Genomic DNA, 20,680 nt, shown 5'->3' with positions numbered 1-20,680 from the left:
TGTGAGCACCGACTATCAGCAGGCACGCGAAGCTCTCGGTCTACGCCTCCGGGAACTCAGGCTCACGTGCCCTGACGGTCGGCTCACCGGGACTCGGCTCGCGGAGCTGCTCGGCACGGGGTGGACCAAGTCGAAGGTGAGCAAGCTCGAGAACGGCCGGCAGACCGCCGAAGCCGAGGATCTCAAGGCCTGGGCGGAGGGCACGGGGCATCCGGAGGCGTACGACGGCCTGCTGGCCCAACTGCGGGGCTTCGAGTCCCACATCCGATCCTGGCGTCGACAACTGGCGGCCGGCCACCGGCCCGTCCAGGACGCCATCACCGCCGAACACGACCGCACTCGGGCGCTCACCATCTGGGAGAACGTGCTCATCCCCGGCATGCTCCAGACCGCCGACTACGCCCGCCACGTCCTCACCCGGCATGCGAACCTCATGCAGTCACCGCGAGACACCGAGGACGCCGTGCGCGCCCGCATCCGCCGCCAAGAGGGGCTGTACGAACCGGGCCGGAAGTACCGGATCATGATGTGGGAGGGCGCCCTGCACGCCCTGGTCTGCCCGCCGTCGGTGCTGGCCACGCAGCTTGACCGCCTCATCAGCGTCATCGGCTTGGACACCCTGGAACTCGGCGTGGTCCCCTTCACCGCCCCGCTCAAGATCTTCCCGGGCAACGGCTTCTGGATCTACGACAACCGACGCGTGGTCGTAGAGGACTGGCACGCAGAACTATGGCTCGACGACGCCGACTCCGTTGCGACCTACTTGCGGGTCTGGAACACGCTCCGGGAATCGGCCGTACACGGACCCGCCGCCCAGAACATGATCACCCGCACCCGACGGTCACTCACCGAGCGCTGACCCTCCGCCGCACCCGCCACCGCCCCCGGCGCCCCCCATGCCCGGACCCGCACCACGCCCACCCCACCCCACCCCCACAACGAGGAGACCTACGTCACAGTCCCCACCCACCCCTCCTACAGTCGTGATCGATCCGCAATCAATTCCGGGCTTGACCGAGACCCATCAACCAGATGCGTGATTACGCTCCGGAGCATGGCCGACACCCCCCAGCACACGGACCACCCCGCCACAGACCGCCCCGTCTACGTCATAGGCGGCGGCCCCGGCGGGCTCTCCGTCGCGTATGCCCTGCGCGCCAAGGGGCTGCGGGCCGTCGTGTTGGAGAGGTCGGACCGGATAGGGGCCTCCTGGCGACGGCACTACGACCGGCTTCATCTGCACACCACCCGACGGCTGTCGGGCCTGCCCGGGCTGTCGATACCACGCCGCTTCGGCCGCTGGGTGTCGCGGGACGACGTGGTGCGGTACCTGGAGAAGTACGCCGAGGTCCACGAACTGGAGATCGTCACCGGCGTCGAGGTCTCCCGTGTCGAGCCCTCGCCCGACGGCTCCGGCTGGCTGCTGCGCGCCACCGGCGGCCGTGAACTGACCGGCGCCGCCGTCGTCGTGGCCACCGGGCACAATCACACGCCGCGCATCCCGGACTGGCCCGGACGGGACAAGTACACCGGCGAGTTCCTGCACGCCGGCGAGTACCGCAACCCCGCCCCCTACACCGGCCGCGACGTCCTCGTCGTCGGCGTCGGCAACACCGGTGCCGAGATCGCCGTGGACCTCGTGGAGGGCGGCGCCGCCCGGGTACGGCTGGCGGTCCGCACCGCCCCGCACATCGTGCGCCGCTCCACCGCCGGGTGGGCCGCCCAGTTCACCAGCATTCTCGTACGGCGCCTGCCGGTCGGGCTCGTCGACCGGCTCGCCAGGCCGATGGCCAGGATCAGCGTGCCGGATCTCGCGGCCAAGGGGCTGCCGCGCCCCGACTCCGGCCTCTACAGCCGGGTCAGGGACGGGGCGATCCCGGTTCTCGACGTCGGCCTCATCGACGCCGTGCGCAAGGGCCGGATCGAGGTCGTGGCCGCCGTCGAGGGGTTCGAGGACGGGAAGGTCCACCTCACCGACGGCAGCGTCGTCTCGCCGGACGTCGTCATCGCCGCCACCGGATACGTCCGCGCGCTGGAGGATCTCGTCGGCCATCTCGGCGTGCTCGACGAGCGGGGCAGGCCCGTCGTCCAGGGCGCCCGCACCCCGGCCGACGCGCCCGGCATGTACTTCACCGGTTTCACCAACCCCATCAGCGGCAACCTCCGCGAGATGGCGATCGACGCACAGAAGATAGCCAAGGCCATCGCCGGTGACCGCGACGGCGGCCGACAGGTCTCCCGGTTGCCCGGCTGAGCACCCGTCGCCGCCCGCCGAACGCCGCTCCCGCGAGCCCCCTCCGCCGTAGACACCCTCAACTCTCTTACGTAGATCTCCTGTTACTTGTGAGTCAGAAGTTGCCGGAGAGCTGTACCGCGCCCTCGCACGGAGCCAGAATGTGAGCCCTGTTCAACTTTTCGGCTCCACTCCCTCTCGCTCTCGCTCTGACGGAGGACGCACGTGGCACGCGAAAGACAGATCCCCGAGCCTTCCCACCCCGCCCGGCTCTCCCGGCGCTCACTGCTCGGCGGTGCCGCCACCGTCGGCGCCGCCGCCCTCACCGCCACCACCGCCGGCCCGGCTTCGGCCGCCGCGCCCCGCGATGTCGACGTCGCCATAGTCGGCGCCGGGCTCGCCGGTCTCACCGCGGCCCGCGACCTGCTCGCCGCCGGCAAGACGGTCGTCGTCCTGGAGGCCCGTGACCGCGTCGGCGGGCGCGTGGTGGGACTCGGCCTCGCCAACGGCGGTGTCACCGAGGGCGGTGGTGAGTTCATCGGCCCCACCCAGGACCGCATCAAGGCCCTCGCCGACTCCCTCGGCGTGCCGACCTTCACCACCTACAACACCGGCAACAACCTCCTCTACAAGGACGGCAGGAAGACCCCCTACGCCACCGACGGCATCCTCGGCTCGGTCCCGCCCATCGACGCCGCCGGGCTCGCCAACGCCGCGATCGTGCAGGCCAAGCTCGATGACCTGGCCAAGACGATCCCGGTCGACGCGCCCTGGACCGCCGCGAAGGCCGACGAGTGGGACCGGCAGACCTTCGAGAGCTGGCTGCGCGCCAACGCCGTCATCCCGTCCGCCAAGTTCCTCTTCGACGTGGCCTGTACCTCGATCTTCTCGGCCGAGCCCCGTGAACTCTCCTTCCTCTTCGTCCTCTTCTACATCGCCGCCGCCGGCAACGCCGCCAACCCCGGCACCCTGGAACGCCTCACCGAGACCGCGGGCGGCGCCCAGGAGCGGCGCTTCGTCGGCGGCTCCCAGCTGGTGCCGATCAAACTCGCCGCCTCGCTCGGCGACCGGGTGGTGCTGAACGCCCCCGTGCGCACGATCGCCAAGTCCGGCGCCAAGTACGTCGTGACCGCCGACGGCATCACCGTCAACGCCCGGAAGGTCGTCGTCGCCGTACCTCCGCCCCTCGCCGCCCGTATCACCTACGACCCCCTTCTGCCGGCCGCCCGCGACCAGCTCACCCAGCGCCTGCCGATGGCCTCGGTCGGCAAGGCGATCGCCCTCTACGACACCCCCTTCTGGCGTGCCGACGGGCTCAACGGCCAGGTCGTCAGCGACACCGGCGTCGTCAGCTCCACCTTCGACAACTCCCCGCCCGACGCCTCCTACGGCGCCCTGATGGGCTTCATCGAGGCCGACGAGGCCCGGAAGCTGGACGGCGCGAGCGAGGCGGAGGTCAGGGCGGCCGTACTGAAGGACTACGCGACCTACTTCGGCGAGAAGGCGTCCTCCCCTTCCTCCTTCGTCCTGCAACGTTGGAACAACGAGGCCTACACCCGCGGCGGCCCCGTCTCCATCGCCGCGCCCGGTGTCCTGACCCAGTACGGCCCGGCCCTGCGCGAGCCGGTGGGCGGCATCCACTGGGCCGGGACGGAGACCTCGACGCATTGGATGGGCTTCATGGACGGGGCGGTGCGATCGGGCGAGCGGGTGGCCGAGGAGGTGCTGGCGGTGTTGTGAGGGGCAGCGCCGAGCAGCACCGGCCGAGCCGACCCCCGTCGAGCAGCGCCGATCGCACATCCTGTTCAACTTTGCGTGCACAGCCGTTCCTGACACGGCGTCAGTTCCTTTAATCTGACACTGCGTCAGTTAATCGCTGTCACACAGGAGCGGGCGGACCGATGCTTGGATCAACCCACGGCACCCTCACCACCGACTCCCGCCGGGCCCGGGTCATCGCCTGTGGCGAGCAGCCCGGGCCCGCCGTGCACGGCCGGCCCGCCGAGGTCGACGATCTCGACGTCAGCGGCCGTCCCCTCTACTGCGACGTGCCCGATCTGGACCGCTTCTTCCGGCCGCAGTCGGTCGCCGTGATCGGCGCCTCGGACGCCGAGGGCCGGCCGAACACCGGTGTCACCCGCCAGCTGATCGCCTGGTCCGAGCGGGTCGGCGCCCGGCTCCACCCCGTGCACCCGAGCCGCCCGTCCGTCTTCGGCATCCCCTGCTCCCCTTCCGTCGCCGACCTGCCCGAACAGGTCGATCTGGCCGTACTGCTGGTCGCCGACCCCCTTCCGGTGATCGAGGAACTCGCCGAGACCAAGGTGAAGTTCGCCGTCGTCTTCGCCTCCGGGTTCGCCGAGACCGGCGAGGAGGGCGCCGCCGCACAGGACCGGCTCACCGCCGCCGTCGCGCGGTCCGGGATGCGGCTGCTGGGCCCCAACACCAACCTCAACGCCTTCGAACGCTTCCGGGACGACCTGGACGGGCCCGCCATCGCCCTCATCACCCAGTCCGGCCACCAGGGCCGCCCCGTCTTCGCCCTCCAGGAGCTCGGCATCCGCCTGACCCACTGGGCCCCCACCGGCAACGAGGCCGACCTGGAGACCGCCGACTTCATCTCCTACTTCGCCGAGCGGCCCGAGGTCGGAGCCATCGCCTGCTATGTCGAGGGCCTCAAGGACGGCCGCGCCTTTCTGCTCGCCGCCGACCGCGCCGCCCGCCGCAAGGTACCGGTCGTCGCCGTCAAGGTCGGCCGCACCGAGACCGGCGCCCGCACGGCCGCCTCACACACCGGCAAGCTGACCGGCGCGGACGCGGTGGTGGACGCGGCGATGCGGCAGTACGGGGTGATCCGGGTCGACGGCCTGGACGAACTCCAGGACACCGCCGCCCTGTTGGCCCGTGCGCGGCCGCCCCGCGCGGAGGGCGTCGTCGTCTATTCGATCTCGGGCGGCACGGGCGCGCACTTCGCGGACCTGGCGACCGAGGCGGGGCTCCGGCTGCCGACCCTGTCCGCCGCCAAGCAGGCCGAGCTGCACGAGTGGATACCCGAGTATCTGAGCGTGGCCAACCCGGTCGACAACGGCGGGCATCCGGTCGGCGACCACCGCGGCCGGAAGATCATCGACGCCATCCTCGACGACCCCGAGGTGGGTGTGCTGATCTGCCCGATCACCGGGCCCTTCCCGCCGCTCAGCGACCGGCTCGTGCGGGACCTGGTGGACGCCGCCGAGCGGACGGACAAGCTGGTCTGCGTGGTGTGGGGATCGCCGGTCGGCACCGAGTCGGCGTACCGCGAGGTCCTGCTCGGCTCCTCGCGCGTGGCCACCTTCCGCACGGTGGCGAACTGCATCACCGGCGTCCGCGCCTACCTCGACCACCACCGCTTCGTCAGCGGCTACCGCTCCCCCTTCGACGAGGCCCCGCGCACCCCCTCGCCGTCCTACCGCAAGGCGCAGGCACTGATGCGCCCGGGACAGCAGCTGAGCGAGCACGCGGCGAAACAGCTGCTGCGGGCGTACGGCATCCGTGTCCCGCGCGAGCAGCTGGTGACCAGCGCGGCGGCGGCCGTACGGGCGGCCGGGCTGGTGGGCTACCCCGTGGTGATGAAGGCGTCCGGCGCGCGGATCGCGCACAAGACCGAGCTCGGCCTGGTCAAGATCGAGCTGACCTCGGCCAGCCAAGTACGGGACGCCTACCGCGAACTGACCGACATCGCCCGCTATGAGGACGTCTCCCTGGACGGCATCCTGGTCTGCCAGATGGTCGAGCGGGGCGTCGAGATGGTGGTGGGCGCCGGGCACGACGAGCTGTTCGGACCGACGGTGACGGTCGGGCTGGGCGGGGTGCTGGTGGAGGTGCTGAACGACACCGCCGTACGCGTGCCGCCCTTCGGCGAGGAACAGGCCCGGAACATGTGTGCCGAGCTGCGCGGGCGGGCCCTCCTCGACGGGGTCAGGGGGCGGCCGCCGGCGGACCTCGACGCGCTCGTGGAGGTCGTCCTGCGGGTGCAGCGCATGGTGCTGGAACTCGGGGACGAGCTCGCGGAGCTCGACATCAATCCGCTGATGGTGCTGCCGAGGGGGCAGGGGGCGGTGGCGCTGGACGCGCTCGTGGTGTGCCGCTGACATCAAGGCCGACGACGCCGCACCGAATACCGACGATGCCGACCACAACGCCGACGAGAACACCGACGATAAGATGAACATGGCCAATTCCCCCCGTGTGCCCGGAAATTCCGTCGATTCATTGGTACTGCACGCCACTGACAACCAGGTCCGCCGCATCACCCTCAACCGCCCCGACGCCCTCAACGCCATCACCCCTGACCAGCGCGAACGCATCATTCAGCTGCTCGACGACGCCTCCGCGGACCCCGCCGTACGAGCCGTCGTGATCACGGGCACGGGCCGTGGCTTCTGCGCCGGGGCGGACCTCCGGGGCACCTCCACGTCCGGCGAGCGGGTCCCCGGCGACGTCGCCCGCACGATCCGCCTCGGCGCCCAGCGGCTGATCGCCGCCGTACTGGACTGCGAGAAGCCCGTCATCGCCGCCGTCAACGGCACGGCGGCCGGCCTCGGCGCCCATCTGGCGTTCGCCTGCGACCTCGTACTGGCCGCGGAGTCCGCACGGTTCATCGAGGCGTTCGTACGGCGCGGACTCGTCCCCGACGGCGGCGGCGCCTATCTCCTCCCCCGCCTCATCGGCCCGCAGCGCGCCAAGGAGCTGATGTTCTTCGGCGACGCGCTGACCGCCGCGGACGCGGAACGGCTGGGCCTGGTCAACCGGGTCGTGCCGGACAGCGAGTTGGACAAGACGGCCCGCGAGTGGACCGAGCGCCTCGCCGCCGGACCGACCCGCGCGCTCGCCCTCACCAAGCAGCTCGTCAACGCCTCCCTCGACACCGATCGCGCCACCGCCTTCGCGGCGGAGGCAGGCGCGCAGGAGATCAACATGACGACGCAGGACGCGCGGGACGGCGTACGGAGCTTCGTGGAGCGACGCGAGCCACGATTCCGTGGCCGTTGAACACACGGCCCCGGAACCGCGATCACCACTGAACTCCCCTTTCCACAAATGGAGTTCACGTGAAGGACGCGGGCGACCCAAGGGTGTCGGGGACACGACATGTCACGCTGAGTGTGCGACGTGAGATCTCCTCCGGAAGGCCATGGGCATCATGAATCGCATCGCCTTACTCACCGATCACGCGCCCCTGAGACGCTGGCTGGCCTGTCTGGTCGCCGCCGTCCTGGCCGTCACCTGCTTGAGCGCGAGCGGCGGGGCGGCCGTGGCCCAGCCGGCGGCTTCCCAGTTCGGCGGCGACTGCGCCCCCGAGAGCGGGAAGGTCGACTACGCCACGGACCGGCTCATGCTGATGCTCTACGGGGTCCGGGAGCGCGCGAGCTTTTATCAGCAGCGGAAGGCCAGGCACGAGTGGTCCAACGCGGCCCTGGTCCTGGTCGATCCGGAAGGCCTGGGTGAAAGCGACCTGGATGCCCTGGAGGCGCGGGAACCGGCCCGCAGCGGGCCGATCGTCGTGTACCAGAAGGTGCCCCTGGAATACGTCAGGAACTGCCTTCCCGAGGGTGAGTACGAGCGGCTGTACAAGAGAGGCACCGAGAATCTGCTGATGATCGGCGCCATGAGTTTCCCGGGTGAGGGGCGCAAGAAGTACGAGGCGGCGGACGAGAGGACCGGCCTCCATTCCGAGGAACTCGCCCTGAAGGCCATCGAGGCCCTGCGATCCGAGCATCCTGAAGCCTCGCTCAAGCAGTTGACCTGGGGATCCGAGCGCTACTACTGCGAGGTGTGCCGGCAGCTCGTCGATCCGGACGCCAGGCGCTATCACGCCTACGACTTCGCGCTCACCGAAACGGAGATCGCGCAGTGGAAACAGGAGCTGAAGCAGGCTCAGACACTCCCGGCCAACCAGCGGGCCGCCGCGAAGAAATCGATCAACAACGAGTACAAGACGCGGAGCGAACTGCGCGGCAAGGCAGCCGGGCCGAGCCTCAAGCAGGGAATGAAGAAGGCGGGCGAGAACTACGCGGAGGAAAGGGAGGTCCTGCGTTCCTACCAGAACGAGACCTCCGACATCATGACCACGGAACCGTCGTCCCCCTGCCCCACGCCCGCCACGGGCACCCTGAACCAGGCGGCCTTCAGCACCGCGGGGACACGGGCGCGGGCCGTCCCCGACTGTGACAAGTCGGAGCGGCACGCGAGCGGCTTGACGCGGGCGCTCGCCGATCCCGGTGCGGCGCCCGGCGGAATCGACTTCTCCACCCTGGAACTGCGCTATCTCTCCGACCCGGGCAACGGGCTGCGGTACGCCTTCGGCGCCGACACCGGCGGCAGCGACGCCGCCCGGCGGTCCTCGACGGGCGTACGGACCGCGCGGGAGGCCTCCGACGCGTTCTTCGTGTGGCTGGCGCTGCCCGCCTCCACGTTCTGGGTGAACCTCAACCCGAACGAGCCCGACCGGATCGTCGACGCCGAACTGGGACGTACGGACGCGGGCCGCATCCTGCTCCAGGCCGACCTGCGCCTGAAGAAGACGACGGCCCGGCTGATCCATCCGAACACCTCGCTGGGGCAACGCTTCTGGGACCGGATCTCCGGGCAGTGCATGTCCTTCCGCACCTGGATCGTCCCCGCTCCGGCCGAGGTCTCCGCGAAGGGCGACGAGCTGTACATCCTCGACGCTCCGCTCTCGGTCAAGATGGAGTCCCAGTACCTCGCCGCGAGGGGGAACGACGACGCAGGCGCGGCGTCCTGCGGGAAGCAGAGCGAGGCGACGCAGACACGCAACGAGAAGGTGTTCCGCGACCTGATCCTGCCGGGCATCGAGAAGGCGGTGAACAAGGGGCCCGAGTACGCCGAACTGCGGCGGGTCTATCTCAGCCGGGTCGCCGCCGAGTGGTACCGCGAACGGGCCGCGAGCTCGCCGACCGCCTACGGCGACCTCATCGACCGGGGTGACGTGAGCGACTGGGTCACCGGAACCCGCTGGAAGCCCGAGGACACCTTCAAGCAGTACGTACGTTCCTACCAGGACGGCGAGTTCAAGGTCACCCGTCGAACGCGCAACGGCGACTACATCGAGACCAGGACGTACATCTTCGGCGGCGTCGACTTCGGCCGGGTCGAGTTCGAGCGGGTGAGCGACGACAAGGCCTTCACCGGCCGCTGGTCCGGTATGCCGCAGGACACCTCGATGGCCGCCGAGTCGGTGGTGCCGGGTGCGGGTGCGTCACGTGTGTGGATGGGCGCGGACAACACACCGCGCGGGGCTGCCTCCGACTCCTCGCAGCCCGGCGGCACGCCGGGGCAGGACGGCTCCGGCCCACCGGGGGACCCGGCGCGGGCGGCGGACTCGGCCACCGACGAGAGCGGCACTCCCGGCTACCTGATGTGGCTGCTCGCGGGCCTCGGCGGCTTCTGTGTCGTACTCCTTGTGAGGAGCCGCGGCAGAAGGGCACGGCGGCGGTGACGGTCGCGGGGCGATGACGGTCGCGGGGGCGGCCGGTGCGCGGGTACCGGTATCGGCCGTCCCGGGTCTTCACTTCTGACGATGCGTCAGTTTCAATGGTTTTCGTGATGGGACACGCAGGAATGGCGGCCGCCGCCGTCCGCTACCTCAGGTCGGCCGACGCGCCGCCCGTAGCAGCCCTCCCGCGCCCACGACTGCGGTGTGTCGGCGAGGACGAGCGGGCGCCGATCCCGCCGGCCGAATTCCGGCGGGTGCTGGGGAACTTCGCCACGGGCGTGGTCGTTGTCACGGCACCGGCAACCCCCGACGCCCCCTCCACCCCCTCCACCCCCTCCCCCGCCGGCTTCGCCTGCCAGTCCTTCTCCTCCCTCTCCCTCGACCCGCCCCTGGTCGCCTTCATGGTCGGCCGCACATCGACGACATGGCCGCGCATCGCCCGCGCGGGCGTCTTCTGTGTGAACGTCCTGAGCGCCGGCCAGGGCGAGCTGTGCCGCGGTTTCGCGGTGAGCGGCGCGGACAAGTTCGCGGGGGTGACGTACGACAGGGCACCCGTGTCGGGCTCCCCGCGCCTCGCCGGCACGCTCGCGTGGATCGACTGCACGATCCACGCCGTGCACACGGGGGGCGACCACCTCATCGTCGTAGGACGCGTGGACGCGCTGGGGGCGGCCGACGGGGACGCGGCGCCGCTGCTGTTCCACAAGGGGCGGTTCCTGTAGGGCCACGGCCGCCACGGGGCCGTCAGGGCCGCCCACCCAGCAGTAGGGGTTCAGGCCGCCATCGCCGTCACCGGCGCGGTCCGCCGCCGGATCACCAGCGCCATCAGCGCCGCGGCCGCGCACAGCGCCCCGGAGGCGTACCAGACCATGTCGTACGTCCCGAAGACGTCCCGCGCGACTCCGCCGAGGAAGGCCACCAGCGCCGCGCCCACCTGGTGGGAGGCGAGGACCCAGCCGAAGACGATCGCGCTGTCGTCGCCGTACTGCTCACGGCACAGGGCGACGGTGGGCGGGACGGTGGCGACCCAGTCGAGGCCGTAGAAGACGATGAAGAAGATCATCGGCGGGTGGACCGAAGGGGCCAGCAGCATCGGCAGGAAGAGGAGCGAGATGCCGCGCAGGGCGTAGTAGACAGCGAGGAGGCGGCGCGGCTCGAAGCGGTCGGTGAGCCAGCCGGACGCGATCGTGCCGACGACGTCGAAGACGCCGATGACCGCGAGCAGCGAGGCGGCGGCCGGGACGGCCATGCCGTGGTCGTGGGCGGCGGGCACGAAGTGGGTCTGGATGAGGCCGTTGGTGGAGGCCCCGCAGATCGCGAAGGTGCCGGCCAGCAGCCAGAAGGGACCGGTGCGGGCCGCCGAGAAGAGCACCGTCACGGCCCGGCGGGCGGCGCCCCGGGCGGGGGGCGGCTTGGGCACGAACTCCTTCGCGCCGTACGGCTTCTGGTTCACGTCGGCCGGGTGGTCGCGCAGCAGCAGCCAGACGAAGGGGACGACCGCGAGGGCGGCGAGGGCGACCGTGACGGCGGCCGGGCGCCAGTGGCCGGCCTCGACCATCAGGGACAGCACGGGCAGGAAGATCAACTGGCCGGAGGCCGAGGCGGCGGTGAGGATGCCGGTGACCAGACCGCGCCGCTCGGTGAACCAGCGGTTGGTGACCGTCGCCGCGAAGGCCAGCGCCATCGAACCCGTGCCGAGGCCCACCAACAGGCCCCAGCACAGCAGCAGCTGCCAGGCAGCCGTCATCCACACCGTCAGACCCGAGCCGAGCGCGATCACGATCAGGGCGATCGCGACGACCCGCCGGATGCCGAAGCGGTCCATCAGGGCGGCGGCGAAGGGGGCGGTCAGACCGTACAGCGCGAGGTTGATGGATACGGCGGCCGCGATCGTGCCGCGCGACCAGCCGAACTTCTGGTGCAGCGGGTCGATGAGCAGCCCCGGCAGGGAGCGGAAGGCGGCCGCGCCGAGGATCGTCACGAAGGCGACGGCGGCGACGAACCAGGCACGGTGGATACGAGTACGGCGTGGCCCCGGCGAGGACTGGTCGACGGCGGCGGCTTCGGTTGTCTGCGTCACGACAACGAGCTTCGGGCCTCCGGTGCCACAGATCCACTGGCCCGGAAGACAGCATTCGCTAGGATCGGGCCATGAGCGATGAACCGGAGCGCCCTATGTCCAGTGAGCCGGAGCGCCATGAATCCGAGCCCATGCCGATGCCCGAGCCCGAGCCCGGGTTCCGACCGCACCGCGTGGTCGTCCTCGCCCTCGACGGCCTCCTCCCCTTCGAGCTCGGCATCCCGCACCGGATCTTCGGCCGCCCCAAGGACGCGCTGGGGCGGCATCTGTACGAGGTCGTCACCTGCTCGGTGCGGCCGCCGGGCCCCGTCCAGACCGACGCCGACTTCGCCATCCAGGTCGAGCACGGCCCGCGGACCCTGGCCACCGCCGACACCGTGATCATCCCGGCGTCGTACGAGCTCGGCCCGGTCTACGAGGAGGGCGTGCTGACCGAGGAGCTGGCCGCCGCGCTCGCCCACATCCGCCCCGGCACCCGCGTGGCCTCCATCTGCACCGGTGTCTACGTCCTCGCCGCGGCCGGCCGGCTCGACGGGCGCCCGGCGACCACGCACTGGGCCGACGCCGAGCGCTTTCAGCGGCTGTTCCCGCGGATCGAGGTCGACGCGGACGTGCTGTTCATCGACGACGGGGACGTGCTGACCTCGGCCGGGGTCGCGGCCGGCATCGACCTGTGCCTGCACATGGTGCGCCGCGACCACGGCACGGCGATCGCCAACGAGGTGGCCCGCCGCACCGTCGTACCGCCGCACCGGGACGGCGGCCAGGCCCAGTACATCCATCGCCCGGTCCCCGACCCGCAGCAGTCGTCCACGACATCGGCCCGCGCGTGGGCCCTGGGCCGCCTCCACGAGCCGATCCAGCTGCGGGACATGGCCGACCAGGAGGCCATGTCGGTGCGCACCTTCACCCGCCGCTTCCGCGAGGAGGTCGGCATCAGCCCCGGCCAGTGGCTCACCCAGCAACGCGTCGAACGCGCCCGCCACCTCCTGGAGTCCACCGACCTCTCGGTCGACCAGGTGGCCGGCGAAGCGGGCTTCGGCACGGCCCAGTCGATGCGCCAGCACCTCCAGGCGGCCCTGGGGGTGACGCCTACGGCGTACCGGCGCGCGTTCCGCCGGACGGCGAGCGTGCGCGTGTCCTGACCCGGGAGCCCGCCGCCGGGCACCCCCGTCGCGCCGCCCTCAGAACGTCAGAACGCCCCGCGCCACCCGCCCCGCCTCCGCGTCAGCCCGCGCCTTCTCGAAGTCCTCCACCGGATACGTCGCCGTCACCAACTCGTCCAGCAGCAACCGTCCGGCCCGATACAGCTCGGCATACAGCGCGATGTCCCGCTGCGGCCTCGACGACCCGTACCGGCAGCCCAGGATCGACTTGTCCAGGTACATCGAGGAGACCAGGAAGGACGCCTCGGCCGTGGCGGCGGGGACCCCGAGGAGTACGGCCTGACCGTGGCGGTCGAGCAGATCGACGGCCGCCCGGATCAGCTCGACACGCCCCACGCACTCGAAGGCGTGGTCGGCCCCCGTCGGCAGCAGTTCGCGCACCTCCTCCACCGAGGTCAGGAAGTCCGTCGCACCGAACTGCCGCGCCACCGCCTCCTTCGCCGGGTTGGCGTCCACCGCCACGATCCGCAGCGCCCCCGCGATCCGGGCCCCCTGGATGACATTGAGCCCGATCCCTCCGGCCCCGATCACGACCACCCGGTCCCCGCGGTCGACCCGCGCCCGGTTCAGCACGGCGCCCACACCCGTCAGCACCCCGCACCCGATCAGCGCGGCGGACGGCAGGGGAATGTCCTTCGGGATCCGGACCGCCTGCACCGCCTTCACCACGGTCCGCTCCGCGAAGGCGGAGTTGGACGCGAACTGGAACACCGCCTGCTCACCACGCCGGAACGGCCGCCCCGGCCGCCCTATGGCCGACCGGCACATGGTCGGCCGCCCCCGGTCGCATTCGGGGCACACACCACAGTTGGCGAGCGTGGACAGGGCCACATGGTCCCCGGGCTCCACATGGGTGACGCCCACACCGACCGCTTCCACGACCCCGGCCCCCTCATGGCCCAGCACCACAGGAACCGGGAAGGGTATGGTCCCGTCCACCACAGACAGATCGCTGTGGCACAACCCCGCGGCAGAGATGGCCACCAGCACCTCACCCGGCCCCGGTTCCCGCACCTCCAGATCGTCCACGACCTCGACCCGCTTGCCGTCGTACATCACACCGCGCATCAGACGACCCCCTTGGGCTCCCTGGGCAGACCGAGCACCCGCTCGGCGATGATCGTGCGCTGAACCTGGTCCGAGCCCCCGTAGATCGTGTCGGCGCGGGAAAACAGGAACAGCTGCTGCGCGGCGTCGAGTTCGTACGGCGAAGAGGGCGCCCACTCCCGCGGCCCCACGCTCGCCTCGGCACCCCGCACCTGCATCGCCAGCTCCCCCAGCCGCTGATGCCAGCCACCCCACAGCAGCTTGGCCGCACTCGGCGCCCCCGCGTCCCCCGAACCTCCCAGCGTCCGCAGGGCGTTCCACCGCATCACCCGCAACTCGGCCCACTGCCGCACCAACCGCTCCCGTACCACGGGATCCACCACGGCCCCGGACCGCACGGCCGCCCGCACGACCTGCCCCAACTCCCCCGCGAACCCGATCTGCTGGGCGAGCGTGGAGACCCCCCGTTCGAACCCGAGCAGACTCATCGCGACCTTCCAGCCCGCGCCCTCACCCCCGACGAGATGCTCCACGCGCGCGTGCGCGCCGTCGAAGAAGACCTCGTTGAAGTCGCTGGTGCCGGTCATCTGCCGGATCGGCCGGACCTCGATACGGCCCGGCTGGTCCATCGGGACGAGCAGAAAGCTCAGGCCGTGATGACGCCGGGACTGCGGCTCGGTACGGGCCAGCACGAAGCACCAGTCCGCCTCATGGGCGAGGGAGGTCCAGATCTTCTGTCCGGTGACGCGGTACGTCCCGTGCGAGGCCCGCTCGGCCCTCGCACGCACCCCCGCGAGGTCCGACCCCGCCCCGGGCTCGCTGTACCCCTGGCACCACAGCTCCTCGCCGACGGCGATCGGCGGAAGAAAGCGGGCCTTCTGCTCATCACTCCCATGCGCGAGCAGGGTCGGAGCCAACAGCTTCTCCCCGATGTGCCCGGACCGCGGCGGCGCCCCCGACCGCGCGTACTCCTCCGCCCACACGACCTGTTGGGTGAGCGTGGCGGTGCGGTTCCCGAACCCCGCCTCGCCCCACTCGAGCCCGATCCACCCGGCTTTGCCGAGGGTCCGTTCCCAGGTACGACGGTCCTGAGCACCGTCGACATGCTCGGAGAGCCACGCCCTGGCCTCCACCCGGAACGCGTCATCTGCGGCGCTGAACCCAAAGTCCACTGACGTCTCCTCTCTCAGGCGTTGGGCCGCGTACCGTCCCGCGCCGCCCTCTCCATCGCCTCCACCCGAGCCAGCATCGGCATCGGATCCACGCCCACGGACCCCGGCAGCACCTCCGCGATCCGCTCAGGCGTCCAGGACCCGTCGGCATAGGCGGAGCGCAGCTCCCGCGGCTGAGCCCACACCGCGATCTTCGGCCCCGCGACGGTGTACACCTGCCCCGTCACCCCGTGCTCCCGAGCCGCGTCCGACAGCAGATACACCACCAGGGCGGCCACGTCCTCCGGCTCCCCGATCTCCGCCAGCTCCATGGGCACGTTGGCCGACATCCGGGTACGGGCGACCGGCGCGACGGCGTTCGCGGTCACCCCGTACTTGTTCAGGCCGAGCGCGGCGCTCCGCACCAGCGAGATGATCCCGCCCTTCGCCGCGCTGTAGTTGGCCTGCGAGACCGACCCCTGGTGGTTGCCGCTGGTGAACCCGATCAAGGTCCCCGCCCGCTGCTTGCGCATCACCGCCGACGCGGCCCGGAACACGGTGAACGTCCCCTTCAGATGAGTGGCGACCACCGGGTCCCACTCCTCCTCGGACATGTTGAACAGCATCCGCTCGCGCAGGATCCCGGCGACGCACACGACCCCGTCGATCCGCCCGTAGGAGGACAGCGCCGTGTCGACGATCCGCTGTCCGCCCGCCATCGTGGACACGTCGTCGGCCACCGCGACCGCTTCCCCGCCCGCCGCCTCGATCTCCTTGACGACGGCCTCGGCGATCTCGCTGGTGGGCGAGACCCCGTCCACGGACACCCCGTAGTCGTTGACGACGACCCGCGCCCCCTCGGCCGCGGCGGCCAACGCCACCGCCCGTCCGATGCCCCGCCCCGCGCCCGTCACGGCGACGACCTTGCCTGCCAAGAAGTTCCCCACGCCCCGGCCCCTTCCCGCAGTTTCTGACGGTCCGTTAGATTCGACTCAGATTCTACGACCCGTCAGATACGCGGGGACAAGCCCCCGGGGAGGACCGATGTCATTGCCGGCCGCGTTCCACGAGATCGCCAAGCGCGTGAACAACTGGGGCCGTTGGGGCGCCGACGACGAGAGGGGCACCCTGAACCTGATCACCGACGAGGTCGTCCGCGAGGCGGCCGGCTGTGTGCGCACCGGACGCCGCGTCCCGCTCGCCCTGCCGTTGAAGCAGGACGGCGTGCAGACCGGGATGATCCCCGGGCGGGTCAACCCCCTGCACGTCATGGTGCAGATCAACCAGGAGCTCTTCGGCCCGGGAACCGTCGCGTGCAGCGACGACGCCGTGACGATGGGCCTTCAGACGGCCACCCACTGGGACGCGCTCACCCATGTCTCGCACTCGGGCCGGCTCTACAACGGCCGTCCCGCCGACACCATCACCCCGCACGGCGGCGCCGAGTTCAGCGGTATCGACAAGGCGCGGCACATCGTCTCGCGCGGGGTGCTCCTGGACGTGGCACGCGCGCGGGGCGTCGCTCGGCTGGACGGCGGCCACGCGGTCACGCCGGAGGACCTGGAGGCGGCCGAGGAACTCGCGGGCACGCGGGTGCGCGCCGGCGACATCGTGCTCGTACGGACAGGGCAGATCCAGGTCTATCTCGCCGGAGACAAGCACGGGTACGGCTATCCCTCGCCCGGTCTGTCGATCCGCACACCGGAGTGGTTCCACGCGCGCGATGTGGCGGCCGTGGCGAACGACACCCTCACGTTTGAGATATTTCCGCCCGAGACAGAGGATTTGTGGCTGCCGGTGCATGCGCTCGACCTGGTGGAAATGGGGATGCTCCAGGGCCAGAACTGGAATCTCGAAGAGTTGTCCACAGCCTGTGGACAAGAGGGGCGCTATGCGTTCCTGCTGTCGGCGATGCCCGAGCCGTTCGTCGGCGGCACGGGGACTCCCGTCGCACCCGTGGCCGTGCTCTGACCTCCCGACTCTCCGACGGGCGGCGGCACTCGCCGCACTCGTCGAGGCCGGGCGGCGGCGCGGCTCCCCCAGCTCTCGGCCGCGCCCGAACGGGGCGTCGCCCCATCCGCCCCGAGCACGTCACCGCGCGCCGCCACCCGACTCCGGCGTACCCGCCCCGGTCTCTCCTGGCCCGGGGAGAGACCGGCGCCGATCACGACCCACACTCGGCAAGGGCTCCCGTCACCGAAGTCCTCGTCGTCCCCTCACGGCGAATCGCTGACCACAAGCGTGATCAGCCGACCACGCGGCGTCAACACCCACTCGGGGATTTGTTACTTACGCCCTATTTATAGGAACCGCGCACAGAAGCATGCCCGGGCGCACCGATGCTCACCCGAGCTGAAGGGGACAGCGCTTTCTGCAACCGTGCACCGAAGCCCGGCGCACCAACCGCGCCGTGCGCCCGTCACACCGCCTCGTACGCAAGCCCTTCGTAGGCAGACGACCCGCTCCCGTAGGCGGCAGCGGCACCCTGCGACTGTGCGCCCCGGTCCAGTTCGCACCAGATCCGCTTGCCGGCGCCCTCGGTGCACCAGCCCCAGCGGTCCGCGAGTCCGTCGACGAGGGCGAGTCCGCGGCCGCCCGTCGCATCACCGTCGGCACATCGGGGCACGGGCGCGCGGCCACTGCGGTCGGCCACCTCGAGGCGCACGGTGGCGGAGTCCTGAGCGGCTCCGGGCAGGGAGAGCCGCAGCACGGCCGGACAGCCGGTGTGCACCACGGCGTTGGTGACGAGTTCGGAGACGAGCAGGATCAGCGTCTCGGCGAGCGGCTCATCGGCACCTATCCCGGATCCGGCGAGCCGCGAGCGGGCCCATCGCCGGGCTCGCCCCACTTCAGCGGGGTCGGGCCGGATCTCCAGCTGCACTTGAAGCACCTGCACCGCTCACACCATCCGAACCGGCGGACTCATAGCCCCGCGCCTCACGAGGGCCACGATCCTAGCCATTCTTTTCATGGCCAGATCAATGGCCAGAGCCAGGGTCACGGAACGTGAATCCCTTAGCTGACAGCATGGTTGACGTACAGTCACCCCAACAAGCGCTTCGGGCATATTCCAGCGTGAAGGAGTACCCGTGCGGCATACTGTGCGACGCTTGTCGCGGGGAGTCGAACAGGCGGGGACAGACCGCCCTCCCGCCTTGCGAGCAGCGGCGCGCACCGCCGGATCCGGAGCCGCCTCAAAGGCAACTCCGGCATGGCTCGTGCTCGGAACCACTCGCATCTCACACAAGGTACCGGAGCGAACCGCCGACTCCAGGCCGTGACGAGTCACGCGTAGGACACAACCCGATATCAACGCTCCGTAATTCCGGTATGCCACAATCCGCGACATCCGGGCGGGCATAGACGGCGGGACCGCAGACCAGGGCGCTTTAGGTCGGGTGTGCGAGAAGTTCAGCGGCCAGAGACTCCTCACTGTCCGTAATCTCACCGGCACGGTGCGTTCGGACCCAGGCGCGCTTCAGATGCAGATGGAGCTCGAACTCCCAGGTGAATCCCATGCCGCCGTGCACCTGCAGACAGTCGCGCGCACCGCGCACGGCGGCCTCGTCGGCGAGCAGCCGCGCTGTGTGGATGTCGGCCGGGTCGGCCGTGACGGCCGCCGCGTAGACCGCGGCACGGGCCGTCTCCGTGCGCACCAGCATCTCCGCGCACAGATGCTTCACCGCCTGGAAGGCCCCGATCGGCCGCCCGAACTGCTCACGCGTCCGGGCGTGTTGCGCGGCCATTTCGCACACGCGCGTGGCGCTGCCCAGTTGTTCGGACGCGGTGAGCAGGACGGCCACGGGGTCGACGGCGAGGGCCGTGGGGACCTGGTGCAGGGGTGTCAGCGGGTCGACCGATCTCAGCGGTACGGCCCCTGCCGCGTCCCCCTGTACGACGTCCGCCTGCGCCAGCCACTCCACGAGCCCGTTGGCGACGGCCGTCACGACCGTCTCCCCCGTCGCCGCTCCGGGCACCGTCCCCGCCGCGAGATGGGTGGCCACCAGCGGTCCGGGCACCAGCGCCCGCCCCGCCTCCTCGAAGGCCAACACCGCCTCGGGCAGGCCGAGTCCGACCCCGTCCCGCGCCTCGGGCAGCCGTAGCGCGAAGAACCCGGCCGCGCCGAGCTCCCGCCACAGCGCCCGGTCCAGGTGACCGGGCTTGTCGACGGCCGCCCTCAGCGCCTCCGCCCCGAAGCGCCGGCCCAGCAGCTCGCGCACACCGTCGCGCAATGCCCTTTGGTCCTCAGTGAGTTGGAATCGCATCCGTCATCGCTCCTTCGGCAGACCGAGGATCCGCTCCCCGACGATGTTCCGCTGGATCTGCGAGGTGCCGGCGGCGATGGTGTACGACAGGGACGACAGCCGGTCCAGCATCCACGGACGGTCGAGATCCAGCGAGGCGGGACCGAGTACGTCGGCCGCCGCGTCGTAGAGCTCCTGACGGGCGTGCGAGTACCTCAGTTTGAAAACCGAACCCCCAGCGCCGGGCACCCCGCCGGTGGCCTCGGCCTCGCTCACGTTCCACTGCGTCAGCCGCCACAGCGCCCGGAACTCGGCGTTCAGCCGCCCCAGCCTCCGCCGCAGCGCCGGATCGTCCCAGCGCCCGTTCTCACGCGCCTCACCGGCGAGTTCGCGCAGCACGCGCCGGCAGGCGACCACCTCGCCCACGAAGGCCGTGCCGCGCTCGAAGGACAGGGTCACCATCGTCACGCGCCAGCCGTCGTTCTCGTCCCCGACCCGGTTGGCGACCGGCACCCGCACCTCGTCGAGGAACACCTCCGCGAACTCTGCCGACCCGGCGAGGGTCTTCAGGGGCCGCACGGTGATGCCCGGCGCGTCCATGGGCAGGGCGAGCCAGCTGATTCCGCGATGCTTCGGCGCCTCGGGGTCGGTGCGCACCAACAGCTCGCACCAGTCGGCCACTTCGGCGTGGGAGGTCCAGATCTTGGATCCGCTCACCACATAGTCGTCGCCGTCCCTGCGCGCGCGCGTGCGCAGTGCCGCGAGGTCGGATCCGGCGTCCGGTTCGCTGAAGCCCTGGCACCAGACCTCCTCGCCCCGCAGGATCGGCGGCAGCCAGCGCGCCCGCTGTGCGGGGGTGCCCTCGGCCGCGATGGTCGGCCCCGCGTGCAGCAGCCCGACGAAGTTCGCGCCCACATAGGGGGCGCCCGCCTTCTCGGTCTCCTCCAGGAAGATCAGCCGTACGGTCGGAGAGGCGTCCCACCCCACATCGGCGTACCCGGCGTCGTGGAGCATCCGCTGCCAGCCGAGGTCGTAGGCCCGACGGCCCGGCCAGTCGTCCGGGGACGGCTTCGGCGGCAGCGCGGGCAGCGCCTCGGCCAGCCACTCCCGCAGCCGCGCCCGGAACTCCTCCTCCTCGGGCGTGTACGTGAGATTCATCCACCACCTGCCTGACGGTCCGTCAGATTCATTCGCAGGCTAACCCCGCACCCCTGGACCGACAAGGCGCCGAGTCCTACGCTCTCCGCACGATCTGACACGCCGTCAG

General features: G+C 70.9%; 16 protein-coding genes. 9 read left to right on the top strand and 7 right to left on the bottom strand.

Going from position 1 to position 20,680, the window contains the following annotated elements; genetic code table 11:
* The first annotated feature begins 1 nt into the window (after position 1).
* The 7 genes from ACZ7NC_RS14955 to ACZ7NC_RS14925 all read left to right on the top strand — a co-directional run bounded on the left by ACZ7NC_RS14955 (position 2) and on the right by ACZ7NC_RS14925 (position 10,447).
* The gene (locus tag ACZ7NC_RS14955; RefSeq protein ID WP_471488277.1) at positions 2-859 is read left to right on the top strand and encodes a helix-turn-helix domain-containing protein; all 858 of its coding nucleotides are present in this window, start codon (positions 2-4) and stop codon (positions 857-859) included.
* Between the two features lie 195 nt (positions 860-1,054).
* Complete coding sequence (locus ACZ7NC_RS14950) at positions 1,055-2,254, top strand: flavin-containing monooxygenase (RefSeq protein ID WP_471488275.1); 1,200 nt, start codon at positions 1,055-1,057, stop codon at positions 2,252-2,254.
* Positions 2,255-2,458: 204 nt separating this feature from the next.
* The gene (locus ACZ7NC_RS14945; protein WP_471488273.1) at positions 2,459-3,973 is read left to right on the top strand and encodes a flavin monoamine oxidase family protein; all 1,515 of its coding nucleotides are present in this window, start codon (positions 2,459-2,461) and stop codon (positions 3,971-3,973) included.
* 161 nt (positions 3,974-4,134) lie between these two features.
* Complete coding sequence (locus ACZ7NC_RS14940; RefSeq protein ID WP_471488271.1) at positions 4,135-6,360, top strand: acetate--CoA ligase family protein; 2,226 nt, start codon at positions 4,135-4,137, stop codon at positions 6,358-6,360.
* Positions 6,361-6,439: 79 nt separating this feature from the next.
* Positions 6,440-7,261: an enoyl-CoA hydratase/isomerase family protein gene (locus tag ACZ7NC_RS14935; protein ID WP_471488270.1), complete on the top strand. Its 822-nt coding sequence runs from the start codon at positions 6,440-6,442 to the stop codon at positions 7,259-7,261.
* 151 nt (positions 7,262-7,412) lie between these two features.
* Positions 7,413-9,728: a hypothetical protein gene (locus ACZ7NC_RS14930; RefSeq protein WP_471488268.1), complete on the top strand. Its 2,316-nt coding sequence runs from the start codon at positions 7,413-7,415 to the stop codon at positions 9,726-9,728.
* Positions 9,729-9,835: 107 nt separating this feature from the next.
* Positions 9,836-10,447, top strand: coding sequence for a flavin reductase family protein (locus tag ACZ7NC_RS14925; protein WP_471488266.1), 612 nt, complete (start codon positions 9,836-9,838; stop codon positions 10,445-10,447).
* A 50-nt stretch (positions 10,448-10,497) separates the two neighbouring features.
* On the opposite strand, the gene ACZ7NC_RS14920 is transcribed toward ACZ7NC_RS14925, so the two are convergent.
* The gene (locus tag ACZ7NC_RS14920) at positions 10,498-11,805 is read right to left on the bottom strand and encodes an MFS transporter (protein WP_471488264.1); all 1,308 of its coding nucleotides are present in this window, start codon (positions 11,803-11,805) and stop codon (positions 10,498-10,500) included.
* A 131-nt stretch (positions 11,806-11,936) separates the two neighbouring features.
* Here ACZ7NC_RS14920 and ACZ7NC_RS14915 point away from each other — a divergent pair, with 131 nt between their 5' ends.
* Positions 11,937-12,950 carry a GlxA family transcriptional regulator gene (locus ACZ7NC_RS14915; RefSeq protein ID WP_471488304.1) on the top strand — a complete coding sequence of 338 codons (1,014 nt, stop codon included), beginning with the start codon at positions 11,937-11,939 and terminating at the stop codon, positions 12,948-12,950.
* A gap of 39 nt (positions 12,951-12,989) precedes the next feature.
* Here the strand turns inward: ACZ7NC_RS14915 and ACZ7NC_RS14910 are convergent, their stop codons facing one another.
* From ACZ7NC_RS14910 to ACZ7NC_RS14900, 3 genes are read right to left on the bottom strand one after another with little or no spacing between them, the layout of a single operon-like run.
* Positions 12,990-14,039, bottom strand: coding sequence for a Zn-dependent alcohol dehydrogenase (locus ACZ7NC_RS14910; RefSeq protein ID WP_471488262.1), 1,050 nt, complete (start codon positions 14,037-14,039; stop codon positions 12,990-12,992).
* Positions 14,039-15,190 carry an acyl-CoA dehydrogenase family protein gene (locus tag ACZ7NC_RS14905; RefSeq protein WP_471488260.1) on the bottom strand — a complete coding sequence of 384 codons (1,152 nt, stop codon included), beginning with the start codon at positions 15,188-15,190 and terminating at the stop codon, positions 14,039-14,041. Before ACZ7NC_RS14905 ends, ACZ7NC_RS14910 begins: the two co-directional genes overlap by 1 nt.
* Before the next feature lie 14 nt (positions 15,191-15,204).
* Positions 15,205-16,116: an SDR family oxidoreductase gene (locus tag ACZ7NC_RS14900; RefSeq protein WP_471488258.1), complete on the bottom strand. Its 912-nt coding sequence runs from the start codon at positions 16,114-16,116 to the stop codon at positions 15,205-15,207.
* A gap of 97 nt (positions 16,117-16,213) precedes the next feature.
* Between ACZ7NC_RS14900 and ACZ7NC_RS14895 the strand changes: the two genes are divergently transcribed.
* On the top strand, positions 16,214-17,140 hold the full coding sequence (locus tag ACZ7NC_RS14895; protein WP_471488256.1) for a cyclase family protein: 927 nt from the start codon (positions 16,214-16,216) through the stop codon (positions 17,138-17,140).
* A 448-nt stretch (positions 17,141-17,588) separates the two neighbouring features.
* On the opposite strand, the gene ACZ7NC_RS14890 is transcribed toward ACZ7NC_RS14895, so the two are convergent.
* The 3 genes from ACZ7NC_RS14890 to ACZ7NC_RS14880 form a co-directional block, all read right to left on the bottom strand.
* On the bottom strand, positions 17,589-18,050 hold the full coding sequence (locus ACZ7NC_RS14890; RefSeq protein ID WP_471488303.1) for an ATP-binding protein: 462 nt from the start codon (positions 18,048-18,050) through the stop codon (positions 17,589-17,591).
* Between the two features lie 508 nt (positions 18,051-18,558).
* The gene (locus ACZ7NC_RS14885; RefSeq protein WP_471488254.1) at positions 18,559-19,434 is read right to left on the bottom strand and encodes an acyl-CoA dehydrogenase family protein; all 876 of its coding nucleotides are present in this window, start codon (positions 19,432-19,434) and stop codon (positions 18,559-18,561) included.
* Positions 19,435-19,437: 3 nt separating this feature from the next.
* Positions 19,438-20,571: an acyl-CoA dehydrogenase gene (locus ACZ7NC_RS14880; RefSeq protein ID WP_471488252.1), complete on the bottom strand. Its 1,134-nt coding sequence runs from the start codon at positions 20,569-20,571 to the stop codon at positions 19,438-19,440.
* Positions 20,572-20,680 lie beyond the last annotated feature (109 nt).

The organism is Streptomyces sp. NPDC111802, from assembly GCF_055634335.1.
This window is presented reverse-complemented; position numbering and strand designations above follow the sequence as displayed.

Excerpts from the sequence above, each read along its gene's own strand:
- ACZ7NC_RS14950 (WP_471488275.1), top strand. The coding sequence starts at position 1,055 with ATGGCCGACACCCCCCAGCACACGGACCACCCCGCCACAGACCGCCCC.
- ACZ7NC_RS14940 (WP_471488271.1), top strand. The coding sequence starts at position 4,135 with ATGCTTGGATCAACCCACGGCACCCTCACCACCGACTCCCGCCGGGCC.
- ACZ7NC_RS14935 (WP_471488270.1), top strand. The coding sequence starts at position 6,440 with ATGGCCAATTCCCCCCGTGTGCCCGGAAATTCCGTCGATTCATTGGTA.
- ACZ7NC_RS14930 (WP_471488268.1), top strand. The coding sequence starts at position 7,413 with ATGAATCGCATCGCCTTACTCACCGATCACGCGCCCCTGAGACGCTGG.
- ACZ7NC_RS14925 (WP_471488266.1), top strand. The coding sequence starts at position 9,836 with ATGGGACACGCAGGAATGGCGGCCGCCGCCGTCCGCTACCTCAGGTCG.
- ACZ7NC_RS14915 (WP_471488304.1), top strand. The coding sequence starts at position 11,937 with ATGCCGATGCCCGAGCCCGAGCCCGGGTTCCGACCGCACCGCGTGGTC.
- ACZ7NC_RS14910 (WP_471488262.1), bottom strand. The coding sequence starts at position 14,039 with ATGCGCGGTGTGATGTACGACGGCAAGCGGGTCGAGGTCGTGGACGAT.
- ACZ7NC_RS14895 (WP_471488256.1), top strand. The coding sequence starts at position 16,214 with ATGTCATTGCCGGCCGCGTTCCACGAGATCGCCAAGCGCGTGAACAAC.
- ACZ7NC_RS14885 (WP_471488254.1), bottom strand. The coding sequence starts at position 19,434 with ATGCGATTCCAACTCACTGAGGACCAAAGGGCATTGCGCGACGGTGTG.
- ACZ7NC_RS14880 (WP_471488252.1), bottom strand. The coding sequence starts at position 20,571 with ATGAATCTCACGTACACGCCCGAGGAGGAGGAGTTCCGGGCGCGGCTG.